Source organism: Geobacter sp. OR-1 (assembly GCF_000813145.1).
Lineage (GTDB): Bacteria > Desulfobacterota > Desulfuromonadia > Geobacterales > DSM-12255 > Geoanaerobacter.
Genome location: NZ_BAZF01000006.1, coordinates 126,944 through 147,013, shown reverse-complemented (window position 1 = coordinate 147,013; position 20,070 = coordinate 126,944). Strand labels below are relative to the sequence as shown.

Below are 20,070 nucleotides of genomic sequence, written 5' to 3'. Positions count from 1 at the left end.
CCGTTGGGAGTCTCCTATGGAGATCATAAATAATACTCCATTTGCCGCTGAACGGTTGGCATACTTCAACCAGAATGGGGAAGAATCTTTCCTGTTTCTCCTGAAGGCAACCTATGCCATCACCCCTAAGAATACTATACCCAGAATTGCCGAAGAGCAGAATGCTTTCAATGCCGCCGATGTTTATGCTGGTGAACCAGGTAAGTCAGGACTTCTACTAGCAGGGGATTTTTCTCTACCTAAACCTTCTACCGGAATTACTCTAACAGGACATGCCTTCGCTCCAAATCGCGATACCCCGTATGCCGAAGTGGTGATTAAGGTTGGAGAGGTTATACAGCGCGCTATTGTTTTTGGCGACCGCTATTGGTGTACATCGGGCGGCTCAACATGGATATCCAAACCGTTACCGTTTGAAAGTATTCCTTTGGTCTGGGAAAACGCCTTTGGCGGGGTGGATGGTTCTTCTGGGGATAGGGGAAATACTCAATTTTTTCCTGAAAATCCTGTCGGTACAGGATTCTTGGCAACTGAAACTAAGAGAATCATTGACGGACTGAAATTGCCCAATATTGAACACCCACAATACCTGATCAGGAATCCCAAAGATCTCGTTCCGACGATCGGTTTTTGTCCGGTTGCACCGCATTGGCAACCCCGCTTGTCTTACACTGGGACTTGTGACGCGAACTGGCTTGAAGAACGGGCTCCTCTGTTGCCAGATGACTTCGATGATCGCTTTTACCAGACTGCCCCACCCGGCTTGATAGCCCATAAGTATTTATCTGGTGGTGAGCATTGTCTTATTACTGGAACAACTCCTCAAGGGAAACTGGAATTCGACCTTCCAACAGTAACTCCCTGCTTCAAAGTACGGTTGCCCAAGTCACAGGTAAATCTTTTGGGCTGTCTGGATACCGTACATATTGATACCGATGGCATGAAGCTATATATGATCTGGCGGGCTACCAAGATGGTGCATGGTTATCTCGAAACAACCCGTGCTGTTGAAGTCAGTTTGACGGAGAACAGCTGATGGCCGATATCGTTCGATGGAGTGGCAGACTCGCCATAACCGGATGGGGGGCGGTAACCCCCGTAGGGCTTTCAGCGCCGGCTACAACGGCGGCGATGCGTGCCGGCATATCAAGGATAGCTGAATTGCCAGGATTATTTATGAAGGATAGGAATGGAGAGCCTCTGCCCATCACCGGTGGCGAGGTCCCACTTATTCCTGCTGGGCGGTTGGGTGTTGCTCGGCTGCTGCGTTTAGCAAAGACTGCTTTTCTGGAAACTGTAGCCGACGCCGGAATTGATAATACTAAGCAGTGTAATGTTTATCTTGGCATGCCAGCCCAAAATCCGGCCGACAGGGTGCTGCAATATGGATCCTCGATGACCGACGGTTTTCAGCGGGAATGTCTTGCTGGGATGAATGGTTTGCAGTTGCGGCTCTATGAAAAGGGGCGAGCGGCATTTTTATGCGCCTTGCGCGATGCTGCAGATGATATAGCGTCTGGAAGAGAAGAAATAGCCATTGTAGGAGGGGTAGACTCCTGGATCTGTCCGCGTTCGGTTCACTTCCTTGAGGAGGCAGGCAGACTTCGCGATAAGGGGAAAAGCTCCGGCATCCTGCCGGGAGAGGCAGCAGGGTTTATTGTGCTTGAACGGGAGGATGCCGCTCTGGACCGGGGGGGGTGCATCAGAGCGGTCCTTCTCGGCGCGTCGGGAGCACATGAAGGTATTCCCTTAGGTAAACCGAATACTGGCCAGGTTCTGAGCAAAGTTTTCAAAGGGGTGCTTGGCCATCTGCGTAACGACAAAACTGAACTGGCAATTTCCGATCTTAATGGTGAGCGGTATCGTGCCTATGAATGGATGTACGCCGTGAGCAGGGCGAAGTTCCATCTTGAAGGTGGACATAGACACTGGCATCCAGCAGAGTACATCGGTGACTCTGGCGCGGCCAGCGGTGCTATGGCGGTTGCCTGGGCAGCAACAGCCCTTTACAAGGGGTACTCAGGGACTGATAGGGTTCTGGTCTGGGGTGCGTCCGATGAAGGGGCACGGGAAGCAGCAGTTATTTCTGCTGCTTAGGTAGGGAGATCATGCCAAGTACAACGAACGTCAACATGATGACAACAGTTCATGCCAAGAGCAACGGCATCGGCTTTGCTGTTCCCGATTTCTGCAAGACACCGACGCCAGCCGGACCGGTCCCCATACCCTACCCCAATACCGCTCTTTCCAAGGACGCGACCGATGTATCCAGCACGGTCACGGTGGATGGCAATGGTATCATGGTCAAAGGATCATCATTTGCCATGAGTGTCGGCGATGAAGCCGGAACGGCGGGTGGCGTTGCATCAAACAAGTTCAAGGGGAAAGCGGAGTTCATGAATTATTCCTTTGACGTGAAGGTCGAAGGAAAAGCAGTGGCTCGACTAAAAGACCCTATGGGGCAGAACTGCGGATCAGCGTTGAATGTTCCTTCGCCGGCGGAAGGGCAGCAACCGATCATCTTGCTCGATATTTCTCAAATAGGTGCCACCAAGGATGATGCATGTAAGAAATTACAAGAAAATGAAGTGCCGCGGGAGGGTGTGGATAATCCTGCTGATAAAGCTGGAATGCTGCAAAAGGATTTTGATGCAATTAAGGAAACATGTAAAAATGAAAAGGCTATAATCTCTTTTCGAGATACCAACCCAGCCTGTAAGAAATGGCTCGAGCAAGGTGTCCCTTCCAAAGGGCATGATGTTCTCGAAAAGACATGGAAAGCTGACAATCTTCAGACAAAAGAGCTGAAAGATGAGTTTGCGGGGTTAGTATCAGATCAAATGGAAATGCCGGAAGGTAAAAAATTTGACAACCCTCGGTTGCACCCTAAGGGTAAGTTGACAGGTGATTATGATATGATGGACATGTTGGACGCTGGTGGAGGCCGAATTCAGGGTGAATCGCCAAGGGATTTTAGATTGCGTGAAAGGATGAATCGAGCAATTGGTGAACCTGACAGGATAATGCACGGTTGTCAATCAGAGTACGCCAATTACTTAAAAGGCCATCCAGATGAAAAACCGGTTAAATCCCTCTTTAAACCTGAAAAACCTTTAACGGTATTTGATGGTTCCAAAGGCAAGGTTTATCGATGTGAAACATATGAGGATGTCTTTAATTTTTATAAGTGTAAGGATGCCCATATCCCTCCAGAATGGGAAGTGTACGCAGGTAAAGGCGAGGTTGGTAAAGATAAAATTGGAGTTTTTGCATCGTCAAAGAAATATTGGTCAGGTGGAGTGATAATTCATGATTGATTTTGTTGAATTTAGAAAGGTACGAAAGATAATAGTTGATAGATACTGGGAAATAGTTCGTTTAACTTCTCATCCATATCGTGACGCTCTAAGTTCAAAACAAATTTCCGATTTATATAAAGAAGAAGACGATATTCTTGAAGAATATGCTGAAATTTTACCTTTTCTTCCTATAAGCCGCTGTCCCATATGTAATGGCGTCTTAGAATGTGTTGTTGATCTGTTTGGAATTGATGGGCCATGGTGGGCTAAAGGCAATATCGTTGATTTTCCCGCTCCTCAAAGTTGTGAACATTTTCGACTGCTATTAGGTGCGATCGATTTTGGTAGTGTCAAAGAAGTGCCAGAAGCTTCCAAACACAAAATTGTTTATCCTGGTCCTGGTGTTCCTTTCGTTATACCTCGAATAATTGAACTGGCTAACATGAAAGCGGTCATTTCATGTTTTGATTTAACAGGTGAATATTCATGCTATCCAATTGCCTACTTTTCAGAAAAACCATTCCATGGGGCTTTTCTTCATCAACCTTGGGCAAGAGAGGCATACCAAGTTTTGGATGAGCAGGGGAACTATAAAGGTTGGACTATATCGAATGATGCGTTGGATTTTGATTTACGGCCGTGGATAGAAAAAGGGATCCTATTTTGGATAGAGCCAGGAGATGCAATAATGGATTTGAAACAGCAGGGGAAATGTCCATTTGAGGACTTACCCGGCATTAGAAGTCCACAACTGATTGAACGTGGGGAAATCATAATATTGCCGTTACCTGACGGCTCACCGATTAACCCATTTGAGACAGCGTAATGTCTTCCCATATTCTGCTGGACATTGTTGGACAACATGCAGAAGAAGCCTCATTCCTCTGGCTGCTGAGGACTAATGCAACAGGCGACCCTCGTAGCACCTTGTCAAGACTTGGCCAGCACGATGAACGGGTAGAAGCCCATATCGACGGGCTTCGGATTGCCGGTGACGCTGGATGGGACGTCTGTAAACAAGCTCTGCAGGAAGGAGACGCGGGAGAAGCCTTTGCTGCGGCGGTTCTGGCGTTTGAGAGTAACGAAGAAGGCCGCATTCGAGTGGTCAGAGAAACATGTGATGCCAAGCCCGACTTATGCCAGGGAGTGATTTCCGCCTTGGGATGGCTTTCCTGGCAACAGGTCGAACCTTATGTTGACATGCTTCTTGGTGATGACTCCTTGCCATGGCGCTATGTCGGCTTGGCGGCGAGCGCAGCGCATCGTCGAGACCCCGGAAGGGTTCTTACCGATGCACTGAAAGATGCCGACTCGGCATTGCGGGCTAGAGCGCTTCGGACAGCAGGTGAATTGGGACATCCGGATTTTCTCCCACTTCTCAAACAACAGTTTGAGGATGATGACGAAGCCTGCCGCTTCTGGGCAGCATGGTCTGCATCCCTTCTGGGAGAACCGACTTCAGTCGAACTCCTCATTTCCTTTGCTCAAAATCGATGTTTCGGTGAACGGGCAGTTTCTTTAGCCGTACGGCTCATGGATCAGCAAACCGCTATTGATCGCCTTGAAGAACTCTCACAGAAGCTCGGCCTTGTCCGTCTCTCGGTTCAAGGACTTGGTGCGATTGGGGACCCTCGTATGGTGCCGTTTCTTATAGAACTCATGGCCATTCCTGATGTCGCCCGCGTGGCTGGGGAGAGCCTTAGCATGATTACCGGTGTCAATATCGCCGACGTTAAGCTGGAAACTCAGCCACCTGCATTCTCTAAGTCAGTTGACGAAGAAGACTTGGAGGAATCAGGGACGAACGACCCCGACGAGAATCTTTCCTGGCCGAACCCAGATCTAATAGCTGCTTGGTGGGAGGAAAACAACGGGCGATTCATATCCGGAACCCGTTACCTCTGCGGACAGCCGATTACGGAAAGCCACCTCCAGCATGTGCTTCGGTCTGGTTACCAACGTCAGCGCCATGCCGCCGCCCTGGAACTTGCCATGATGATCCCCGGCCAGCCTCTCTTCAACGTATGCGCCCCTGCCTGGCGGCAGAAGCAACTTCTCGGAATGAAATAGATGCCGATCATCCCCCTGATCAGCGCCCTTTTTCTGTTCATCTTCCTGGTGTTCCTCACCTTGTCGTTGCGTGACTTTCTTGCACAGGGAGCCACGATGACCATTCGCCGTCGAATCTGGCTCCGTATGGCCATGATATTCGCAGCCGTTGCAGCCGGACTGTATTTTCTGCACAGGTATATCACCTAAAGTTACCGACGAGGTAGATCATGAGCGAGCCGCTTCACCTGACGAATGACCCGCAAACCTTGGCCACTCTCCGTGGCGTCCTCCGCGCCGCCAACTTCACGCCGGAAGGGGTTCTGAACACCATCGGCGTGGCGGATTCCGCGGCGATCAAGGAGAGCGATGTCCTGCTGCTCCTGCACCGGACAAAGAACGGCACCCCGCTGGAGACGCTGATCCGGCTGTTCCTCATGGAAGTGTCCGTTGATCTGCATTCTCTCGAACATGCCATCGCTCCGATGACCATTGCCGAATGGCGCGAGATGGGGCTGATCGAGACTGAAGGTACGCAGGCCAGGGCAGCGATGAAGCTGCTGCCGTTCCAGGATATGGTCATTGCCTACGATCCTCCGGCCCGGCTCCTGACCGCCGAAGGGGAGGATTACGTGATGGGGGTTGCCGGGAGTTCGATAACCCTGGCTACCATGACCATCAGTCAACAGTCAAAAGCCACCCTGGACCTGGGGACCGGGTGCGGGATACAGGGGTTTATGGCGGCGCGGCACAGCGACCGGGTGGTTGCCGTGGACCGGAATCCCCGCGCTGTTGCCATTGCAAACTTCAATGCCAGGCTGAACGGTATCGCGAATCTGGAGTGCCGGGAAGGGGATCTGTTCCAGCCGGTGGACGGGATGACCTTTGACCTGATTATCTCTAACCCTCCGTTCGTGATCTCGCCGGAATCGCGCTACATCTACCGCGACAGCGGCATGGCCGGCGACGAGGTCTGCCGGCGGATCGTTCGCGAGGCCCCGCGGTTTCTGAATCCGGGGGGATTCTGCCAGATCCTTTGCAACTGGGCCGAATTTGCCAATCAGGACTGGCGCGAGCGCCTTGAAGGGTGGTTTGCCGGGAGCGGCTGCGACGTCTGGGTGATGCGCAACCAGTCGCGCGATGTGGCCACCTATGCGGCCACCTGGCTTCGCCATACCGAGAAGCTGGAGACCGAGAACCTTGATGAACGTTTTGCCGAGTGGCTGGAATATTACCGCGAAAGCGGCATCGAGCGGGTCGGAGGCGGAGTGATCACCATGCGGCGCAACGGTTCGGGTTCCGGCTGGTTCCGGGCCGATGACGGCATTGAGACCATGTACGGTCCGGGTGGTGAATGCATCCTGGCCGGATTCTCTGCTCAGGACTTTTTGGAGAAGGCTGATGATGCTGGCCTGCTTGATGCCTCATTTTCGCTGTCACCCGATGCCCGTCTGGTGCGGCAGATGATACCGTCAGGCAATGAGTGGATTGATGAGGTTACGGAACTCCACCTGGCAAGGGGTGTTTCCCACCGGGGGAATATCGATCCGTACATGGAGCGGCTGCTCATCGGGTGTGACGGCACTCGGCCGCTGAAGGTTCTTGCCGGTGAGATGTCAGAATCTCTGGGGGTCGGACCGGAGAAGCTGGAACCGGAACTATGCCGGATGGTGCGCCACCTCGTGGCGCGGGGGTATCTGCTGCTACCTTCTGGGTGAGAAACTGGGAAGTCTATTTTTTCTTCTTGGCCGGTTTCATTTTCTGCCGGCACAAAAGCGAATATTCATCCACTCGCTCGAATCCCTTCCGAACCTTGGAAAATGCGGTCAACGCCTTTTTGTAATCCTTCCTGTTGTAATGGGCAATGCCGCTGTTGTACCAGGATCGTTCCAGGTAAGCCTGGATATCGGGGTCATTCGGATACGCGGCTTTCATCTTCTGGAACTCTTTGATGGCGGTTGTATAGTCGCCGGCCTCGAACGCCGCCATGGCGACCTCCAGCGAGTACTCGTCCGGATAGCTGTCCTCGTCATCGTCAACTGGGGCACGCTTACCCTGCGCCTTGGCAGCGGCTTCCTTTCTCAGCCTGGCCTGAATCTTCGCCTCTGCCTTTGCCAGTTGCAGTTCCTGCAGCGCTGTTATTGCTTCCGGATAGTCGGGACGGAGCCGCAACGCGGCGAGCAGCTCTTTCTGGGCTTTTAGCGGATTTGAGACACGAAGAGAATCCCCGATGATGAAATGCGCCTCTGCTTCCTTCCCCTGTTTGATTACAAGCCGATTCAGCTCCTCACGAGCCCTGGAGTTGCCCGGATCAATCGTGAGGGCAATCTTCAGATCTTTCACTGACGTGCCGATGGCACCCCGTTCCTCCTCTTTCCTCGCGGTTTCGACGATCTGCCGTACCTCTTCCCGGTCTGCCGGCGGCAGTTGCGATATGGTACACCCTGCCGTAGCGCTGAGCAGCATCAGGATGCCTGCAATATGCCGTCTGACAGGTGAGTGAACAGTACGTATCATTGTTCTTCCCGCCGATAGGTGTCGAGCATTTTGGCAAAATCTTCGATTCTGTCGCTGTTGTACACCATGGATCGATTAATCGCATAGGGATGGGCAAAAGATGGATTCCCTCCCCTGATGACCGTAAATGCCGCTCGGTAGCCATGTTGCCGTAAGGAGTCTATTACGGAGCGGTTGAAAAGCCCGTAAGGGTACGCCAGATAATCTGTGGTAATGCCCAGTATGGATTTGATCTTTTGCCGCGAATCGGCAATCTCTTGCTGCAATTGTTCGTCACTGTACTTTGTCAGGTCTTTGTGTGAAGCAGCGTGGGATTCTATTTCGATAATTCCGGAATCCCTCATTTCCCGGAGATCGTCCCAGGTGAGGGTCGGAGGATTCTGCTTTGTCTGGATAGTATCGGTGTTAACAAAAAGAACTGCCGGGAACCCGTATTTCTTGAGGATTGGATAGGCAATGGTCTTGACCGATTTCAGGCCGTCGTCAATGGTTATGAGCAGCGATTTCTGAGGCGGCCTCCGGCGCGAATCTATGAATTCTGAAAATTGTTGCAGGGTGAGGGGGGTATAGCCGTTGCTCTTCAGATATGCCATCTGTCTGTTAAAAGTTTCCTCGGAAACGGTTATCTTGTCAGGGCTCTTTTTATGGTAGAACCGGTGATAGCAAAGGACCGGGATGGTGAGGTAGCCGTCAGCGTAAAGTCCCCCGGGATTTTCGGACTTGAGTGGGATGACAATCCGTTCTCCGGTGACAACCGGCATGTTCTGGTTGAAATCCGAGATGAGATAGGCGAGTTTCTCGTCCCCAAGGTAGGAACGGGCCAGGGAGTTGTAACTGTCTCCGGAAGCAGCGGTCAGGACCACATAATCATCGGAGCGGTACTCTTTTGCCGGCTTGGATACTTCGACCTTTGAGGGAGGAGGCGCGGGAGCAGTCGGAGGTGCTGGGGTAGCGCACCCCCCCACAATGAGGAGCATCAAGCAGACAAGGATAATGGGAACATATCCCGAAGATGTGGCGTTTTTGCCGGTCATGGCCATAACAGAGCCCCTGTAAAAGTAGGCATCAATTGCAGGCATAATGTGAAAGTATAGCAGATAACCATTAAATAGCTACAGCTCATGATTCTGCAATTCGCAGAGGATTACGGTAATGTTGTCGTTCCCGCCGGCAGCAAGCGCCGACTGTATAAGGGTTTGCGCCGACCGGTCGAGGGGGGCTCCGGATGCAAGGATGGCGGAGATTTCGCGATCGCCGATTGCATCCGAGAGGCCGTCGGAGCAGATCAGGAAGGTGTCCATGTCCCGGCCGGTTCCTTTGATGACATCAAGCTGGAGTGCCGGATCGGTTCCCACTGCCCTGAGGATGATGTTCCTGCGGGGATGATTCCTGGCCTCTTCGACAGAAATAACCCCGTTATCGAGTTGTGACTGGACCAGGGAATGGTCTTTTGTTATCTGCCGCAGCATCCCGTCGCGAAACAGGTAAACCCTGCTGTCACCGACGTGACCGATGATGTAGTGATCGTTGTGGAACGCCAGGAGTTCTCCCGTGCATCCCATACCATGGTCTTTGGGGTGTTTCGCGACATACTCCAATATCCGGGCGTTTGCCTCTCTGAATGCCTCATAGACCATGGCAACGAGGGTTTCCTCGGTAGGTTGGGGCGTTCTTGCGAATATCTCCGTTGCGGTCTCAATGAAACAGCTGCTGGCGATCTCTCCGGACGCAGCGCCTCCCATACCGTCGGCAAGGGCGAAAAGACCGATCTCCGGCCTGACCAGGAAAGCATCTTCGTTGTTTTGACGTGTGCCGACATCTGTGGCGCCGGCAGCCAGCAGTCTGGCCATATATGCCCGCTTATTTGACCGGTTTGAGTTTGACGATGAGCGGATATCCGGTCATCTTTTCCAGCTTGACGGTCTGCTCGCTGTCAAGATAACCGGGTGAGGCAAGCCTCACCTGGTATTCACCCAGGCCAAGTTTGAGTCGCAACGGAGATTTCCCTTTCATTTCGCCGTTCACATATATGCTTGCCCCCTTGGGAACCGTTTGCACCTTCAGGAATGCGAACTTGGGCAATGGCTTTAATGCAAAGACGGGGGCTGGCCGTTCTTCGGGTGGAGCCTTCGTCTTTACTGGAGGGGGAAGCTCGGCAGGCCGCGGGGAGACTTTGGGGGTCGGTTTTGCCGGCAACGGTTTGGGAAGAGCAGGCTCCGGGGGGGGTGCGGCAACCGGTTTCGGTGGTTCCGGCGCCGGTTTGACAATAGTAGCTGGGGGAGCGGCAGGGACAGGGACAGCCTGACGCTGCACGGACTCTGTGGCCGCCGGGCGCTCTGCCGGTTTCTCCTTGTCAACCGTAGATCTGCCCGGAAGCAGGTAAGCTATCCCGGCAACTGCTACCGCAATCGCCATGATCACGCCAGCCGGTTTTGCATAGCTCCTGGTGGCAGGCGGTTCCTTTATTACTGCCGGTTCAGCCGGCTGTGCGGCCACAAGCGATTGCCGCAGCGCCTCTGCCATCTCTCTGCCGGACTGGAATCTTTCATCAGGCTCCTTGCTCAGGGCCTTCATTATGATGTCAGACAGCTTGACCGGGATCAGCGGCGAGGTTTTGCAGGGTTCTTCCGGTGTATGCTGCATGATGTCGTTAAATATCGTTGCCAGGCTTTTCCCTTTGCCGAACGGTCTCTGGCCCGTGCTCATTTCGTAAAGGATGACCCCGAGGGAGAAGATGTCTGTCCTGCCGTCAACAGGCTGCCCCTGGATCTGTTCCGGCGACATGTAGGCCGGGGTTCCCATGATTTCCCCTGCCTGGGTCTGCACGGTTGCCGACGGGTCTTCTATGTGGGCGATGCCGAAGTCGGTGATCTTAATCCTGTTGTCCGCCTGCACGACAATATTGCTCGGTTTAATGTCCCGATGGATGACCCCCTTCTGGTGTGCATATTCTAGGGTCTCGGCGATTTGCATGGCAATATCCACGACATCCCTGGGCTCAAGGTGTTTGTCCTTGATCATGTCGGAAAGCGCGGTTCCCTCAAGGAACTCCATGGCGATGTAGACAGTGCCCTGGTCTTCTCCGACATCATGGATTGTCACGATATTGGGGTGGGAGAGGCGACCGATTACCTTCGCCTCTTTGAGGAATCTATTGACGAATGTTTCCGTGGTGATCCGGTCCGGGCGCAGGACCTTGAGGGCGACGATCCGGCCGATATTGGGATCCTGGGCCTCGTAGACCACTCCCATGGACCCTCTGCCTACCTCTTTTACTATTTGGTAGCGACCGTAGTTCACGCAATCACCATCCAGCGGTTTTGAGAAGCGATATTGGCTGCAGAAACAGAACAGCTGCAGAAATGATCCGGATGAAATAGTGCCGAGTATTACACATTGCGAATCTTATTGACATAAATTTATCAGCCATATCCTGATTGGCAAGTAAAAGCCGGCAATGATTTCAATTATCGACAACGGCGCCGATTCACCCTGTTTTCGCAAGGCTTCGCAGGTAACGGACCCTTTCGATCACCGGCGGGTGCGAATAGTAGAAGCGCGCGTAAAACGGGTGGGGATGGAGGTTGGACAGGTTTTCCGCCGACAGTTTGATCAGCGCCGTGGCCAGCGCCTCCGGGTTGTCGGTGATCTCGCAGGCATAGCGGTCGGCAGCGTATTCGTCCCGCCTGGAGAGCCATGCCGAGATGGGGGTAACCGGAAACAGCGCCAGCGAGGCGATAAAACCCACAATGATCAACCGGGCGGGAAAGGAAAGGTCGTCGTATCCGAGCAGTCCCGTTAAACCCTGCCATTGCAGCAGCCGAAAGGCTGCCCAGCTCCCGGCCAGCATGAAGACTTCGACCATGAGCAGCCGTCTCAGGACATGGCGCAGTTTCCAGTGGCCGATCTCGTGGGCCAGGACCGCCACAATCTCGGCATGTGTCATCTGTTGCAGCAGGGTATCGAAGAGAACGATCCGCTTGACCTTGCCGATACCGGTAAAATAGGCATTGGAGTGCTTGCTGCGCCGCGATGCGTCCATCTGCATGACCCGGCTCACCTTGAGCCCGGCCCTGGCCATCATCGTCTCGATCTCTCCCTGCAGCCCTTCGGCTGTGACCGGTTCGAACTTGTTGAAGAGCGGTTCGATGACATACGGGGAGATGAACATCATGAACAGGCTGAACAGGGCCAGGAACGCCCAGACCCAGAGCCACCAGTAGCCGGGACTCCATTGCACCAGCAGGAGGCTGACCGCAATGACCAGACTCAGCATGACGGCGCCGAGCGTCTGCGATTTCAACAGATCGCTCAGCCAGAGGCGCAGGGTCATGGTATTGAAACCATGGCGGGCCTCAATGACAAAGGTGCCGTATAGCGAAAATGGGAGTTCGAGGATGGTTTGCAGCCAGGTCAGCAGCAGGAAGAACAGTATCCCTTGGCTGATGAACGATCCGGTGAGCCCCTGGATCAGGCTGTCATAGGAATGGAGCAGACCGGCGAAGAGGAAAATGATGAGCAGGCCATTGTCGAACAGCGACTCCCACAGCCCCAGCCGGCTGCTGTCAAGGGTATAGGCCGTGCTCCTGGCCAGTGTTTCCGGGCTGATTGCCGATTCAAAACCGGACGGGACGGTATTGCCGTGCTGCCGCAAATGGCGCAGGTTGATCTGTCGCAGCCAATAGGTGAACAGCGTGATGGCGATATAGATCGAGAAAAGCAGGATGGTCATAAATCAGCGGTCTCGCGATAAAGGGATTTCGGTCTCGGAAGATTGACTGCTACACTATCTCATGTGCCGGCAGCCATTACAAGTGCAGACCGGCCGGAGGGGGTTGAATCCGGGGGAGTCCGGCAACTGCTTCGGCAGGGGTAGACATGTGAATCACTCTGTGTCATACATCAAAAGACCGCGTGGCGGACCAACCGGATCGCAAATTTACTCGTAAAAAACGAAGCGCCCTGAACAGGATCTCAAGATGCTGACTACCGTATTCCTGATGACAATTGTCTCCATACTGGTGCTGCCGGCCTGCCTTTGGCTGTATGCCCTCGTGGATGTGGCGATGAACGAGTTCGCCAACCTGGGGATAAAGATGGCATGGTTGCTGTTGCTGATCTTTTTTCCGCCGGTAGCCACGATAATCTACTTTCTGCTCGGAAGAGGTCAGAGGGTGACCAGCTACCAGGTCGGCAAGACAGTGATGATCATAATACTCCTTATTCCGGTACTGTTGATAATCGCCTTTTACCTGCTCTATTTCGGCAATTTCGGTTTCCATCCGGACATCCCGGAGACAATCAGAATATAGACCAGGGTGCAGGCGCAGTTGGAGCCGGTCAGGTTGCGCGTACCGCTACCGATCGGTATTCGCATTATTTTTCTTTACCCGGAACCCCGCCTTGGCCATGCCGCTCAGATCAAGCCCCTCCTGTTTCGGCACAGGCTGCACCCTGTTTTCGCCCCCCTGCCGGCGTTCTTCTCTGCGCTCTCCCCCGGTTTCAGCCTCTTTGATGGACAGAGCGATCCTTTTCCGCTGCAGGTCCGAGGAAAGCACCTTGACCTTTACCAGATCCCCGACCCGGACCGCATCGTTTGGGTCTTTGATGAAGCGGTTGGCCAGGTGACTCACATGCACCAGCCCGTCCTGGTGAACGCCGATGTCGACAAAGGCGCCGAAGGCGGTCACGTTGGTCACCACCCCCTGCAGTACCATCCCCTCCTTCAGGTCGCCGATTTCGCGGATGTCGTCGCGGAAGGTTGCGGTCTCGAACGCCTTGCGCGGGTCGCGCCCCGGTTTTTTCAGCTCGGCCACGATGTCTGCCAGGGTCGGCAACCCAACCTGATCGGTCACGTACCGCTTCAGGTCGATCTTGCCGGCCAGGGCAGGATCGCCGGTCAGCTGTTCCAGGGAAACCCCCAGGTCGGCGGCCATTGCCTCGACCACTGGGTACCGCTCCGGGTGCACGGCGCTGTTGTCCAGTGGATGGCTTCCCCCCCTGATCCGGAGAAAACCGGCGGCCTGCTCGAACCCCTTGGCGCCGAAACGGGGGACCTTGAGGAGCGCCTGACGGGTAGGGAACGGGCCGTTGGCATCGCGGTAAGCTGTGATCGACCTGGCCAGAGACTGCCCGATCCCCGAGACATAGGACAACAGCGCCCAGGAGGCGGTGTTAAGGTCTACGCCGACATGGTTGACGCACGACTCTACCACATCGTCCAGCGCCTTCTGGAGCATCGCCTGGTCCACGTCATGCTGGTACTGCCCGACGCCGATGCTCTTCGGATCAATCTTGACCAGCTCTGCCAGCGGGTCTTGCAGCCGCCTGGCGATGGAGATGGCGCCGCGCACGGTCAGATCCAGTTCCGGGAACTCCTGGCGGGCGATTTCCGAGGCCGAGTAGACACTCGCCCCGGCCTCGTTGACCATTACCACCGGGATATTCAGTCCGGACTCGGCCAGGGTCTCTTTGGCAAACAGCTCCATCTCCCGGCCGGCAGTGCCGTTGCCGATGGCGATCATATCGATGCCGTGGCCTGCCAGCAGTCGGAGCAGCTCTTTGCGGGCCTGGGGGATGCGCCCCTCGCCGGTATGCGGGTAAATGGTGACATGTTCCAGAAACCGGCCGGTACTGTCCACTGCTGCCAGCTTGGAGCCGGTGCGCAGTCCCGGATCGATCCCCAGCACCCGTTTCCCGCCGGCAGGGGGGGCCAGGAGCAGGTTGCGGAGGTTCTGGGCAAAGACCTTGATTGCCGCCTCGTCGGCCAGCAGCTTGGCCTGCAGCCGGAGCTCGCCGGCAATGGAAGTGGCGATCAGCCGTTTGTAGGCATCTTCGGCGACCGTCTCCAGGAACGGCCTGAAGATGCTTGCCCCTTTCACCAGCCGTGATTTGAGCCCGACCAGGATCTCCGCAACCGGCGCTTCGATCGAAAGAAACAGCACCTCCTCTTTTTCTCCGCGGCGCATGGCCAGCATCCGGTGCGACGGCACGCTCTTCAGCGGCTCCCGGTAGTCGTAATACATCTCGAATTTGGTGACCAGGTCCTTCTTGTCCGGGTTCAGCCGCGAGCAGAACAGTCCCTGCTCCCAGGTAAGGCGGCGTACCATGGCCCTGGCGTCGGCATCGTCGGAGAGCCTCTCGGCCAGGATATGGCCGGCCCCTTCCAGGGCTGCGGCCGCATCTGGCACCTCCCTGTCAGGGTCTACGAACGGCAACGCCGCTTCTTCAGGGGTGCCACTGGTCAATCCCTGGGCCGCGATCAGGTCGGCCAGCGGCTCCAGCCCCCGCTCGCGGGCAATGGTCGCCTTGGTGCGCCGTTTCGGCTTGTACGGGAGGTAGAGGTCTTCCAGTTCGGTCTTCAGCCGGGTCGTCACAATTCGCGCCCGCAGCTCCGGGGTCAGTTTCCCCTGTTCTTCGATGGTGGCGATGATCGAGTTCTTGCGCTCTTCCAGCTCGCTGAAATAGGCGAGCCGCTCATCGATGAGCCGGATCTGCACCTCGTCCAGTTCGCCGGTCTGCTCCTTACGATAACGGGCGATGAACGGGACCGTCCCCCCCTCCTGCAGCAGGGCCACGGTCTGCTGCACCTGAAAAGGCTTCAGACCGGTCTCGTCGATAATGAAAGCGATTATGGCTGCAAACTGCTCGGTGCTGATGCTCATTGCTGCTCCTGTCTGGTAATCATCGAATCGGCCTGACGGCGCGGGGCGAGCATACTACTACAGCGACGCGGAAATGGGAAGGGGGAACAAACCCGGTGCCTTGACTTCAGATTCTTATGGTGCTATACCAAATGGTACAATTACCCTTTCGTGAGATACAGGTGCAAAAATGGAAAAACTCACCCCCAGGCAGCAACAGGTCCTGGATTTTATTGCCAGCCGGATCGACGACAAGGGCCTCCCGCCGACTCTGCGCGAGATCGCCGGTCATATCGGCACGAGCGGCAATATCACTGTTCTCCACTATCTGAAGACGCTGGAGAAAAAAGGTTATCTCCGGCGGGAATCCGGGAGTTCCAGGGGGATCATCCTGATGCGGGAGCCGCGGCCGGAAATGATTGCACTCCCCATTGTCGGCATTGTCAGGGCAGGTATGCCGACGCTGGCGATCGAGGATATCGAGGGTTATTATCCGCTGGAGCGGCTGCAACTCCGGGGCGGAACCTTCTTTCTGCGCGTCAGGGGGGATTCCATGATCAACGATGCCATCATCGAAGGAGACCTGGTCCTGGTCCGGCCCCAGCAGACCGCCGAAAACGGCGATATTGTAGTGGCCATGATCGACGGTGAGGCCACCCTGAAGCGTTTCTATCGGGAACGGGACCATATCAGGCTGCAGCCGCGCAATCCGAACATGGAGGCGATAATCGTCCCTGCCGGAGAGGAGCTGGCGATCATCGGCAAGGCGGTCAAGGTCATCCGCGACATCGGCTAAGGCGGCTACCATATATGTTGCAGCGCATAAGCGAATATATCCGGGTTGCCGTTATCCACGGCCCCGGCAACAGGCTCCGGCCGGTCTGGTTCGACTGGAAGCGTGAGAAGCATACGGTCCGGGAGGTCACTTACCATTGGCAGCAGAGGGATGGCAACGATCTCCTGCTCCATTACGCCGTCACGGATGGCGCCACGCTTTACGAGCTGGTTTACAACGCCACCGAGCAGGTCTGGCTTCTGGAAAACGTAGAGGTCGATCTGTCATGACCCGTGCAGAGAGCTGCAGAATCATCATGCACGTGGATATGAATGCCTTTTTTGCTTCGGTGGAGCAACAGCGGAACCCGGAACTGCGCGGCAAGCCGATTGCCGTAATCGGCCGGGGCCGGACAGTAGTCACCACCGCATCCTACGAGGCCCGGGCCTTTGGCGTCAAGACCGGCATGAACAGTTGGCAGGCAAAGCGGGCGTGTCCGCAGCTGATCTTTGTCGTGGGTGACAACCGGAAATACACCTGGACCTCGACCCGGATCATAGAGATGATGCGCGATTATACTCCGCTGGTGGAGGTGTTCTCCATCGACGAGGCGTTTCTAGATGTCACCCATTCCCTTGAGATCTTCGGTTCTGCCGAACGGATTGCCGCTCTGCTCAAGGAGAGAATCAGGGAGCAGTTCGGCCTGACCTGTTCCATCGGCATCGCTCCCAACAAGATGCTGGCCAAGCTCGCTTCCGAGATGAAAAAGCCGGACGGCCTGACCGTCATTGAGCCAGGAGAGGTAAAGCGGGTTCTCGAGAGGCTTCCGGTCAAGGAGCTGTGCGGCATCGGCAGGAAGACCGAGCGCCAGCTTTTCCTGCTCGGCATCCGGACCTGCGGCGAGCTGGGACGGTTCCCGGTGGCAATACTCAGGAACAAGTTCGGGATCGTCGGAGATCACCTGAGCCGGATGGGGAGAGGCGAAGACGATTCCCCGGTGATCCCTGCCGAGGAGGCGGCTGAGGTCAAATCGGTCGGCCACAGCATGACGCTGGACACGGATATCAATGAGCGGCGCGAGATACTCACCTACCTTTTGCAGCTGTCCGAGATGGTGGGACGGCGGGCCAGGCGGTATGGTGTCCGTGGGAAAACCGTTACCCTGTCGATCCGCTACGCCGACTTTGACACCTGGGTGGGGAGGCAGGAGACGTTGTCCTGCTACATCAACCGGAGCGAGGATATCTACCGGGAGATCACAGCCATCCTGGAGAGCATAGTCCTGACCCAGCCGGTCAGGCTGCTTGGGGTCAGGCTGTCGAACCTGCGTTACGACAGCGACCAGCTCCCCCTGCTGACGGAACAGCGGAAAGAGCTGTTTCTGACGGACGCCATGGATGCGGTGAACGACCGGTACGGCAATTTTACCGTCACTTTCGGGAGTCTGCTGGACGCCGGGAAACTCCGGGACAAGGGGAGCAAGGTGATCAGCCCGGCCTGGCGGCCGGACGGGCTCAGGAATGTAGAGGTGAAGTAGCTGGGATCGATTGACGGTATCAGTTTGGGTTCGAAGCCTGTATGCGGGCATGGCCATGACCGACACAATATGTTACACTGCTGCTTCGTCAAAGGCGCTTGCCGCCGGAAAACCAATTTTACGGAGAAGAAAGTCATGATTTCCAGATTTATTACATTGATTGCAGCATTCGTAGTTTTGCTTACCGGCGTTGTTCATGCTGAGGAATTGAACCCGGTTGTCGGCAAGACCGGTGATTTTGTGTTGCGCGAGGCTGATTTCGACCGGTTGCTCAGCAATCTTTCCGTTGAGGCGCAAAAGGCGATCCAGGGGAGTGTGGAACAGAAAAACAATTTCATCAGACAGCTGCTCCTGACAAAAGCGACTGCTGCAAAAGCCAGAAAGGAAGGGTTCGACCGGAAGCCGGAGTTCAAGGAACTGGTCAGCAATCTCATCGATCAATTCCTGGCGCAGGAATACCTGAGCAAGGTGATCGTTGCCAATGTTGCGGTGACCGACGAAGAGATGAAAAAGTATTATTCTGAGCATGAAAAGGATTTCCTTGTTCCCGAAGCGGTAAAGGTTCGCCATATTTTCATCTCTTCCCCGAAGGATTCAGCCATAGAGCTGAAAGAAAAGGCCAAGGCCAAGGCGGAGAGCATCCTGCAGCTGATCAGGAAGGGAGAGGCGTTTGACAAGATTGCGAAGGAGCAGTCCGAAGATACCGATTCGGCTGCCAACGGTGGCGATCTGGGCTATCTGTCGGCAGGCAAGACCAATTCCCCGGAATTTGAAAAAGCGGTCTTGGGTCTGAAACCGGGGGAGGCTGCGCAGCTGGTTGAGACCTCTTTCGGGTATCATGTTGTCAAGATTGACGAGCGCAAAGAGCAGAGAACAGCCTCTTTTGACGAATCGAAAGGTTACATGCAAAATCTGCTCAGAGAACAGAACAAGCAGAAAGCGGCACAGGAGTTTCTCGACCGGATTAGCAGGGAAACAGGGTTGGAAATTGCCGGAGAGAAGAGCGCCGGAGCAAAGTGAACCGGTTTACATATCCGGCAGAGCATGAGAGTGATTTTTCGCTTCCGGGCTGTTGGATAAAAAAAGCCCCGATGCAGGAGGGGAGCACCGAGGCGAAAGGAAGGAAGAGTAATTTCTTCCTTGATTATGCTTATAGCGAATTGCGTGCCAATTTTAGTTTTACGTAATTTCAGCATGTTATCGATCTGAGTCGTGAGAGGTTGTTTAGAATGGGAACAGGTCTGTTCAATGTCAAGAAGGAGACAGGCCAGGCGCAAACTGATCCCTTTTGTCTATTGATTCCGTCCGGTTGAAATGGTATCACCGCTCAAAGGTTCAGATGCATCCGGTCATTTTTGCATTATCATATTAGTAAAGTAAGCGGGATATATCCCCAAGGGGTTGTCAATGGCTCAAAGAGCAATGCTCTGCTCTCGTTGCCGAAAGATTATCGGCAGCACAGAAGTTACCTGTTCATGGTGCGGAGCGGCCCGTCCCTCGTCTTTGCTGGCTTCGGCGGCCTGGACCCGTGGGGCGCTGGACGGCGATTGGCTTGTCAGAGCCATAATTACCGTGAATATAGGGATGTATATATTTTCCCTGATGATCAGTTCTCACCGGGGGGACGGCCTCAACCCTTTGAGTTTCATGTCTCCGGGTCAAACCGCCCTCCTTGTGCTCGGCGGTACCGGCACTCTGCCGATTGAACAGTTTGGGCGTTACTGGACCCTGGTTTCTGCCAATTACCTCCATGGCGGCATACTGCACCTTGTTTTCAACCTCATGGCGTTGCGCCAGATTGCACCCTGGGTGAGCCAGGAGTATGGCGCCAGCAGAATGTTCGTCATCTACACCATTGGCGGGATCATCGGATTCTGGTTGTCATGGTTTGCAGGGGTTTATTTTACCATTGGCGCTTCCGCCGCTGTCTGCAGTCTGATCGGGGCGCTGCTTTACTTCGGCAAGAGCCGGGGCGGCGCTTACGGCGCGATGGTATACCGGGAAGTCAGCGGATGGGTAGTTGGTCTTGTTTTGTTCGGTTTGATGATGCCCGGAATAAACAACTGGGGTCATGGCGGCGGGTTGCTGGGAGGAATACTGCTCGGGATGCTGCTCGGTTATCAGGAGCAGGGGAGCGAAAATGCATTCCATCGGCTCCTGTCACTGTTATGCGCCGTGCTGACTGTCGGGGTGCTTGCCTGGGCAGTCTATGGAGCGGTACTGTTAACGCTGACAAGATAATTGAGTTGA

Annotated in this window: 19 protein-coding genes; 13 read left to right on the top strand and 6 right to left on the bottom strand. The window is 54.8% G+C overall.

The genetic code is table 11. The features are described from left to right. Positions 1 to 16: 16 nt before the first annotated feature. The 7 genes from OR1_RS08205 to OR1_RS08175 are packed head-to-tail and all read left to right on the top strand — an operon-like array spanning position 17 to position 7,066. The gene (locus OR1_RS08205) at positions 17 to 1,036 is read left to right on the top strand and encodes a DUF2169 domain-containing protein (RefSeq protein ID WP_041971204.1); all 1,020 of its coding nucleotides are present in this window, start codon (positions 17 to 19) and stop codon (positions 1,034 to 1,036) included. Then, positions 1,036 to 2,097 carry a beta-ketoacyl synthase N-terminal-like domain-containing protein gene (locus OR1_RS08200; RefSeq protein WP_041971203.1) on the top strand — a complete coding sequence of 354 codons (1,062 nt, stop codon included), beginning with the start codon at positions 1,036 to 1,038 and terminating at the stop codon, positions 2,095 to 2,097. The genes OR1_RS08205 and OR1_RS08200 overlap by 1 nt, the downstream gene beginning before the upstream one ends. A gap of 11 nt (positions 2,098 to 2,108) precedes the next feature. Continuing rightward, entirely contained in the window at positions 2,109 to 3,317 is a 1,209-nt protein-coding gene (locus OR1_RS21525; RefSeq protein WP_082002870.1) for a DUF4150 domain-containing protein, read from the top strand. Then, the gene (locus OR1_RS08190) at positions 3,310 to 4,125 is read left to right on the top strand and encodes a hypothetical protein (protein ID WP_041971202.1); all 816 of its coding nucleotides are present in this window, start codon (positions 3,310 to 3,312) and stop codon (positions 4,123 to 4,125) included. Before OR1_RS21525 ends, OR1_RS08190 begins: the two co-directional genes overlap by 8 nt. Beyond that, complete coding sequence (locus OR1_RS08185) at positions 4,125 to 5,369, top strand: TIGR02270 family protein (RefSeq protein WP_041971200.1); 1,245 nt, start codon at positions 4,125 to 4,127, stop codon at positions 5,367 to 5,369. Before OR1_RS08190 ends, OR1_RS08185 begins: the two co-directional genes overlap by 1 nt. After that, complete coding sequence (locus OR1_RS08180) at positions 5,370 to 5,558, top strand: hypothetical protein (RefSeq protein ID WP_041971199.1); 189 nt, start codon at positions 5,370 to 5,372, stop codon at positions 5,556 to 5,558. 20 nt (positions 5,559 to 5,578) lie between these two features. After that, positions 5,579 to 7,066 (top strand): methyltransferase, encoded by a 1,488-nt coding sequence (locus tag OR1_RS08175; RefSeq protein WP_041971198.1) that lies wholly within the window; start codon positions 5,579 to 5,581, stop codon positions 7,064 to 7,066. Between the two features lie 13 nt (positions 7,067 to 7,079). On the opposite strand, the gene OR1_RS08170 is transcribed toward OR1_RS08175, so the two are convergent. The 5 genes from OR1_RS08170 to OR1_RS08150 all read right to left on the bottom strand — a co-directional run bounded on the left by OR1_RS08170 (position 7,080) and on the right by OR1_RS08150 (position 12,597). Beyond that, a complete protein-coding gene (locus OR1_RS08170) occupies positions 7,080 to 7,865 on the bottom strand; it encodes a lipopolysaccharide assembly protein LapB (RefSeq protein ID WP_041971197.1) in 786 nt (261 codons plus the stop codon). After that, complete coding sequence (locus OR1_RS08165) at positions 7,862 to 8,905, bottom strand: polysaccharide deacetylase family protein (protein WP_052440332.1); 1,044 nt, start codon at positions 8,903 to 8,905, stop codon at positions 7,862 to 7,864. Before OR1_RS08165 ends, OR1_RS08170 begins: the two co-directional genes overlap by 4 nt. A 72-nt stretch (positions 8,906 to 8,977) precedes the next feature. Continuing rightward, positions 8,978 to 9,715 carry a Stp1/IreP family PP2C-type Ser/Thr phosphatase gene (locus OR1_RS08160; RefSeq protein WP_041971195.1) on the bottom strand — a complete coding sequence of 246 codons (738 nt, stop codon included), beginning with the start codon at positions 9,713 to 9,715 and terminating at the stop codon, positions 8,978 to 8,980. Positions 9,716 to 9,725: 10 nt separating this feature from the next. Then, positions 9,726 to 11,165, bottom strand: coding sequence for a serine/threonine-protein kinase (locus tag OR1_RS20705; RefSeq protein WP_152609843.1), 1,440 nt, complete (start codon positions 11,163 to 11,165; stop codon positions 9,726 to 9,728). 187 nt (positions 11,166 to 11,352) lie between these two features. Beyond that, complete coding sequence (locus tag OR1_RS08150; RefSeq protein WP_041971193.1) at positions 11,353 to 12,597, bottom strand: M48 family metallopeptidase; 1,245 nt, start codon at positions 12,595 to 12,597, stop codon at positions 11,353 to 11,355. 247 nt (positions 12,598 to 12,844) lie between these two features. On the opposite strand from OR1_RS08150, the gene OR1_RS08145 reads away from it, so the two are divergent. Further along, complete coding sequence (locus tag OR1_RS08145; protein ID WP_041971192.1) at positions 12,845 to 13,177, top strand: PLDc N-terminal domain-containing protein; 333 nt, start codon at positions 12,845 to 12,847, stop codon at positions 13,175 to 13,177. A 45-nt stretch (positions 13,178 to 13,222) separates the two neighbouring features. Here the strand turns inward: OR1_RS08145 and OR1_RS08140 are convergent, their stop codons facing one another. Then, positions 13,223 to 15,529, bottom strand: coding sequence for a Tex family protein (locus tag OR1_RS08140; RefSeq protein ID WP_041971190.1), 2,307 nt, complete (start codon positions 15,527 to 15,529; stop codon positions 13,223 to 13,225). 169 nt (positions 15,530 to 15,698) lie between these two features. Here OR1_RS08140 and lexA point away from each other — a divergent pair, with 169 nt between their 5' ends. From lexA to OR1_RS08115, 5 genes are all read left to right on the top strand, one after another. Next, entirely contained in the window at positions 15,699 to 16,304 is a 606-nt protein-coding gene (gene lexA, locus OR1_RS08135) for a transcriptional repressor LexA (RefSeq protein WP_041971189.1), read from the top strand. 14 nt (positions 16,305 to 16,318) lie between these two features. Further along, positions 16,319 to 16,573: a hypothetical protein gene (locus OR1_RS08130; protein ID WP_041971188.1), complete on the top strand. Its 255-nt coding sequence runs from the start codon at positions 16,319 to 16,321 to the stop codon at positions 16,571 to 16,573. Beyond that, positions 16,570 to 17,820 carry a DNA polymerase IV gene (gene dinB, locus OR1_RS08125; RefSeq protein WP_041971187.1) on the top strand — a complete coding sequence of 417 codons (1,251 nt, stop codon included), beginning with the start codon at positions 16,570 to 16,572 and terminating at the stop codon, positions 17,818 to 17,820. Before OR1_RS08130 ends, dinB begins: the two co-directional genes overlap by 4 nt. A gap of 135 nt (positions 17,821 to 17,955) precedes the next feature. Further along, positions 17,956 to 18,840 carry a peptidylprolyl isomerase gene (locus tag OR1_RS08120; protein ID WP_041971186.1) on the top strand — a complete coding sequence of 295 codons (885 nt, stop codon included), beginning with the start codon at positions 17,956 to 17,958 and terminating at the stop codon, positions 18,838 to 18,840. Positions 18,841 to 19,227: 387 nt separating this feature from the next. Next, complete coding sequence (locus OR1_RS08115) at positions 19,228 to 20,061, top strand: rhomboid family intramembrane serine protease (protein WP_041971185.1); 834 nt, start codon at positions 19,228 to 19,230, stop codon at positions 20,059 to 20,061. Positions 20,062 to 20,070 lie beyond the last annotated feature (9 nt).

Coding starts and splice junctions, on each gene's coding strand:
- OR1_RS08205 (WP_041971204.1), top strand. CDS start 17: ATGGAGATCATAAATAATACTCCATTTGCCGCTGAACGGTTGGCATAC.
- OR1_RS08200 (WP_041971203.1), top strand. CDS start 1,036: ATGGCCGATATCGTTCGATGGAGTGGCAGACTCGCCATAACCGGATGG.
- OR1_RS21525 (WP_082002870.1), top strand. CDS start 2,109: ATGCCAAGTACAACGAACGTCAACATGATGACAACAGTTCATGCCAAG.
- OR1_RS08190 (WP_041971202.1), top strand. CDS start 3,310: ATGATTGATTTTGTTGAATTTAGAAAGGTACGAAAGATAATAGTTGAT.
- OR1_RS08185 (WP_041971200.1), top strand. CDS start 4,125: ATGTCTTCCCATATTCTGCTGGACATTGTTGGACAACATGCAGAAGAA.
- OR1_RS08180 (WP_041971199.1), top strand. CDS start 5,370: ATGCCGATCATCCCCCTGATCAGCGCCCTTTTTCTGTTCATCTTCCTG.
- OR1_RS08175 (WP_041971198.1), top strand. CDS start 5,579: ATGAGCGAGCCGCTTCACCTGACGAATGACCCGCAAACCTTGGCCACT.
- OR1_RS08170 (WP_041971197.1), bottom strand. CDS start 7,865: ATGATACGTACTGTTCACTCACCTGTCAGACGGCATATTGCAGGCATC.
- OR1_RS08165 (WP_052440332.1), bottom strand. CDS start 8,905: ATGGCCATGACCGGCAAAAACGCCACATCTTCGGGATATGTTCCCATT.
- OR1_RS08160 (WP_041971195.1), bottom strand. CDS start 9,715: ATGGCCAGACTGCTGGCTGCCGGCGCCACAGATGTCGGCACACGTCAA.
- OR1_RS08150 (WP_041971193.1), bottom strand. CDS start 12,597: ATGACCATCCTGCTTTTCTCGATCTATATCGCCATCACGCTGTTCACC.
- OR1_RS08145 (WP_041971192.1), top strand. CDS start 12,845: ATGCTGACTACCGTATTCCTGATGACAATTGTCTCCATACTGGTGCTG.
- OR1_RS08140 (WP_041971190.1), bottom strand. CDS start 15,529: ATGAGCATCAGCACCGAGCAGTTTGCAGCCATAATCGCTTTCATTATC.
- lexA (WP_041971189.1), top strand. CDS start 15,699: ATGGAAAAACTCACCCCCAGGCAGCAACAGGTCCTGGATTTTATTGCC.
- OR1_RS08130 (WP_041971188.1), top strand. CDS start 16,319: ATGTTGCAGCGCATAAGCGAATATATCCGGGTTGCCGTTATCCACGGC.
- dinB (WP_041971187.1), top strand. CDS start 16,570: ATGACCCGTGCAGAGAGCTGCAGAATCATCATGCACGTGGATATGAAT.
- OR1_RS08120 (WP_041971186.1), top strand. CDS start 17,956: ATGATTTCCAGATTTATTACATTGATTGCAGCATTCGTAGTTTTGCTT.
- OR1_RS08115 (WP_041971185.1), top strand. CDS start 19,228: ATGGCTCAAAGAGCAATGCTCTGCTCTCGTTGCCGAAAGATTATCGGC.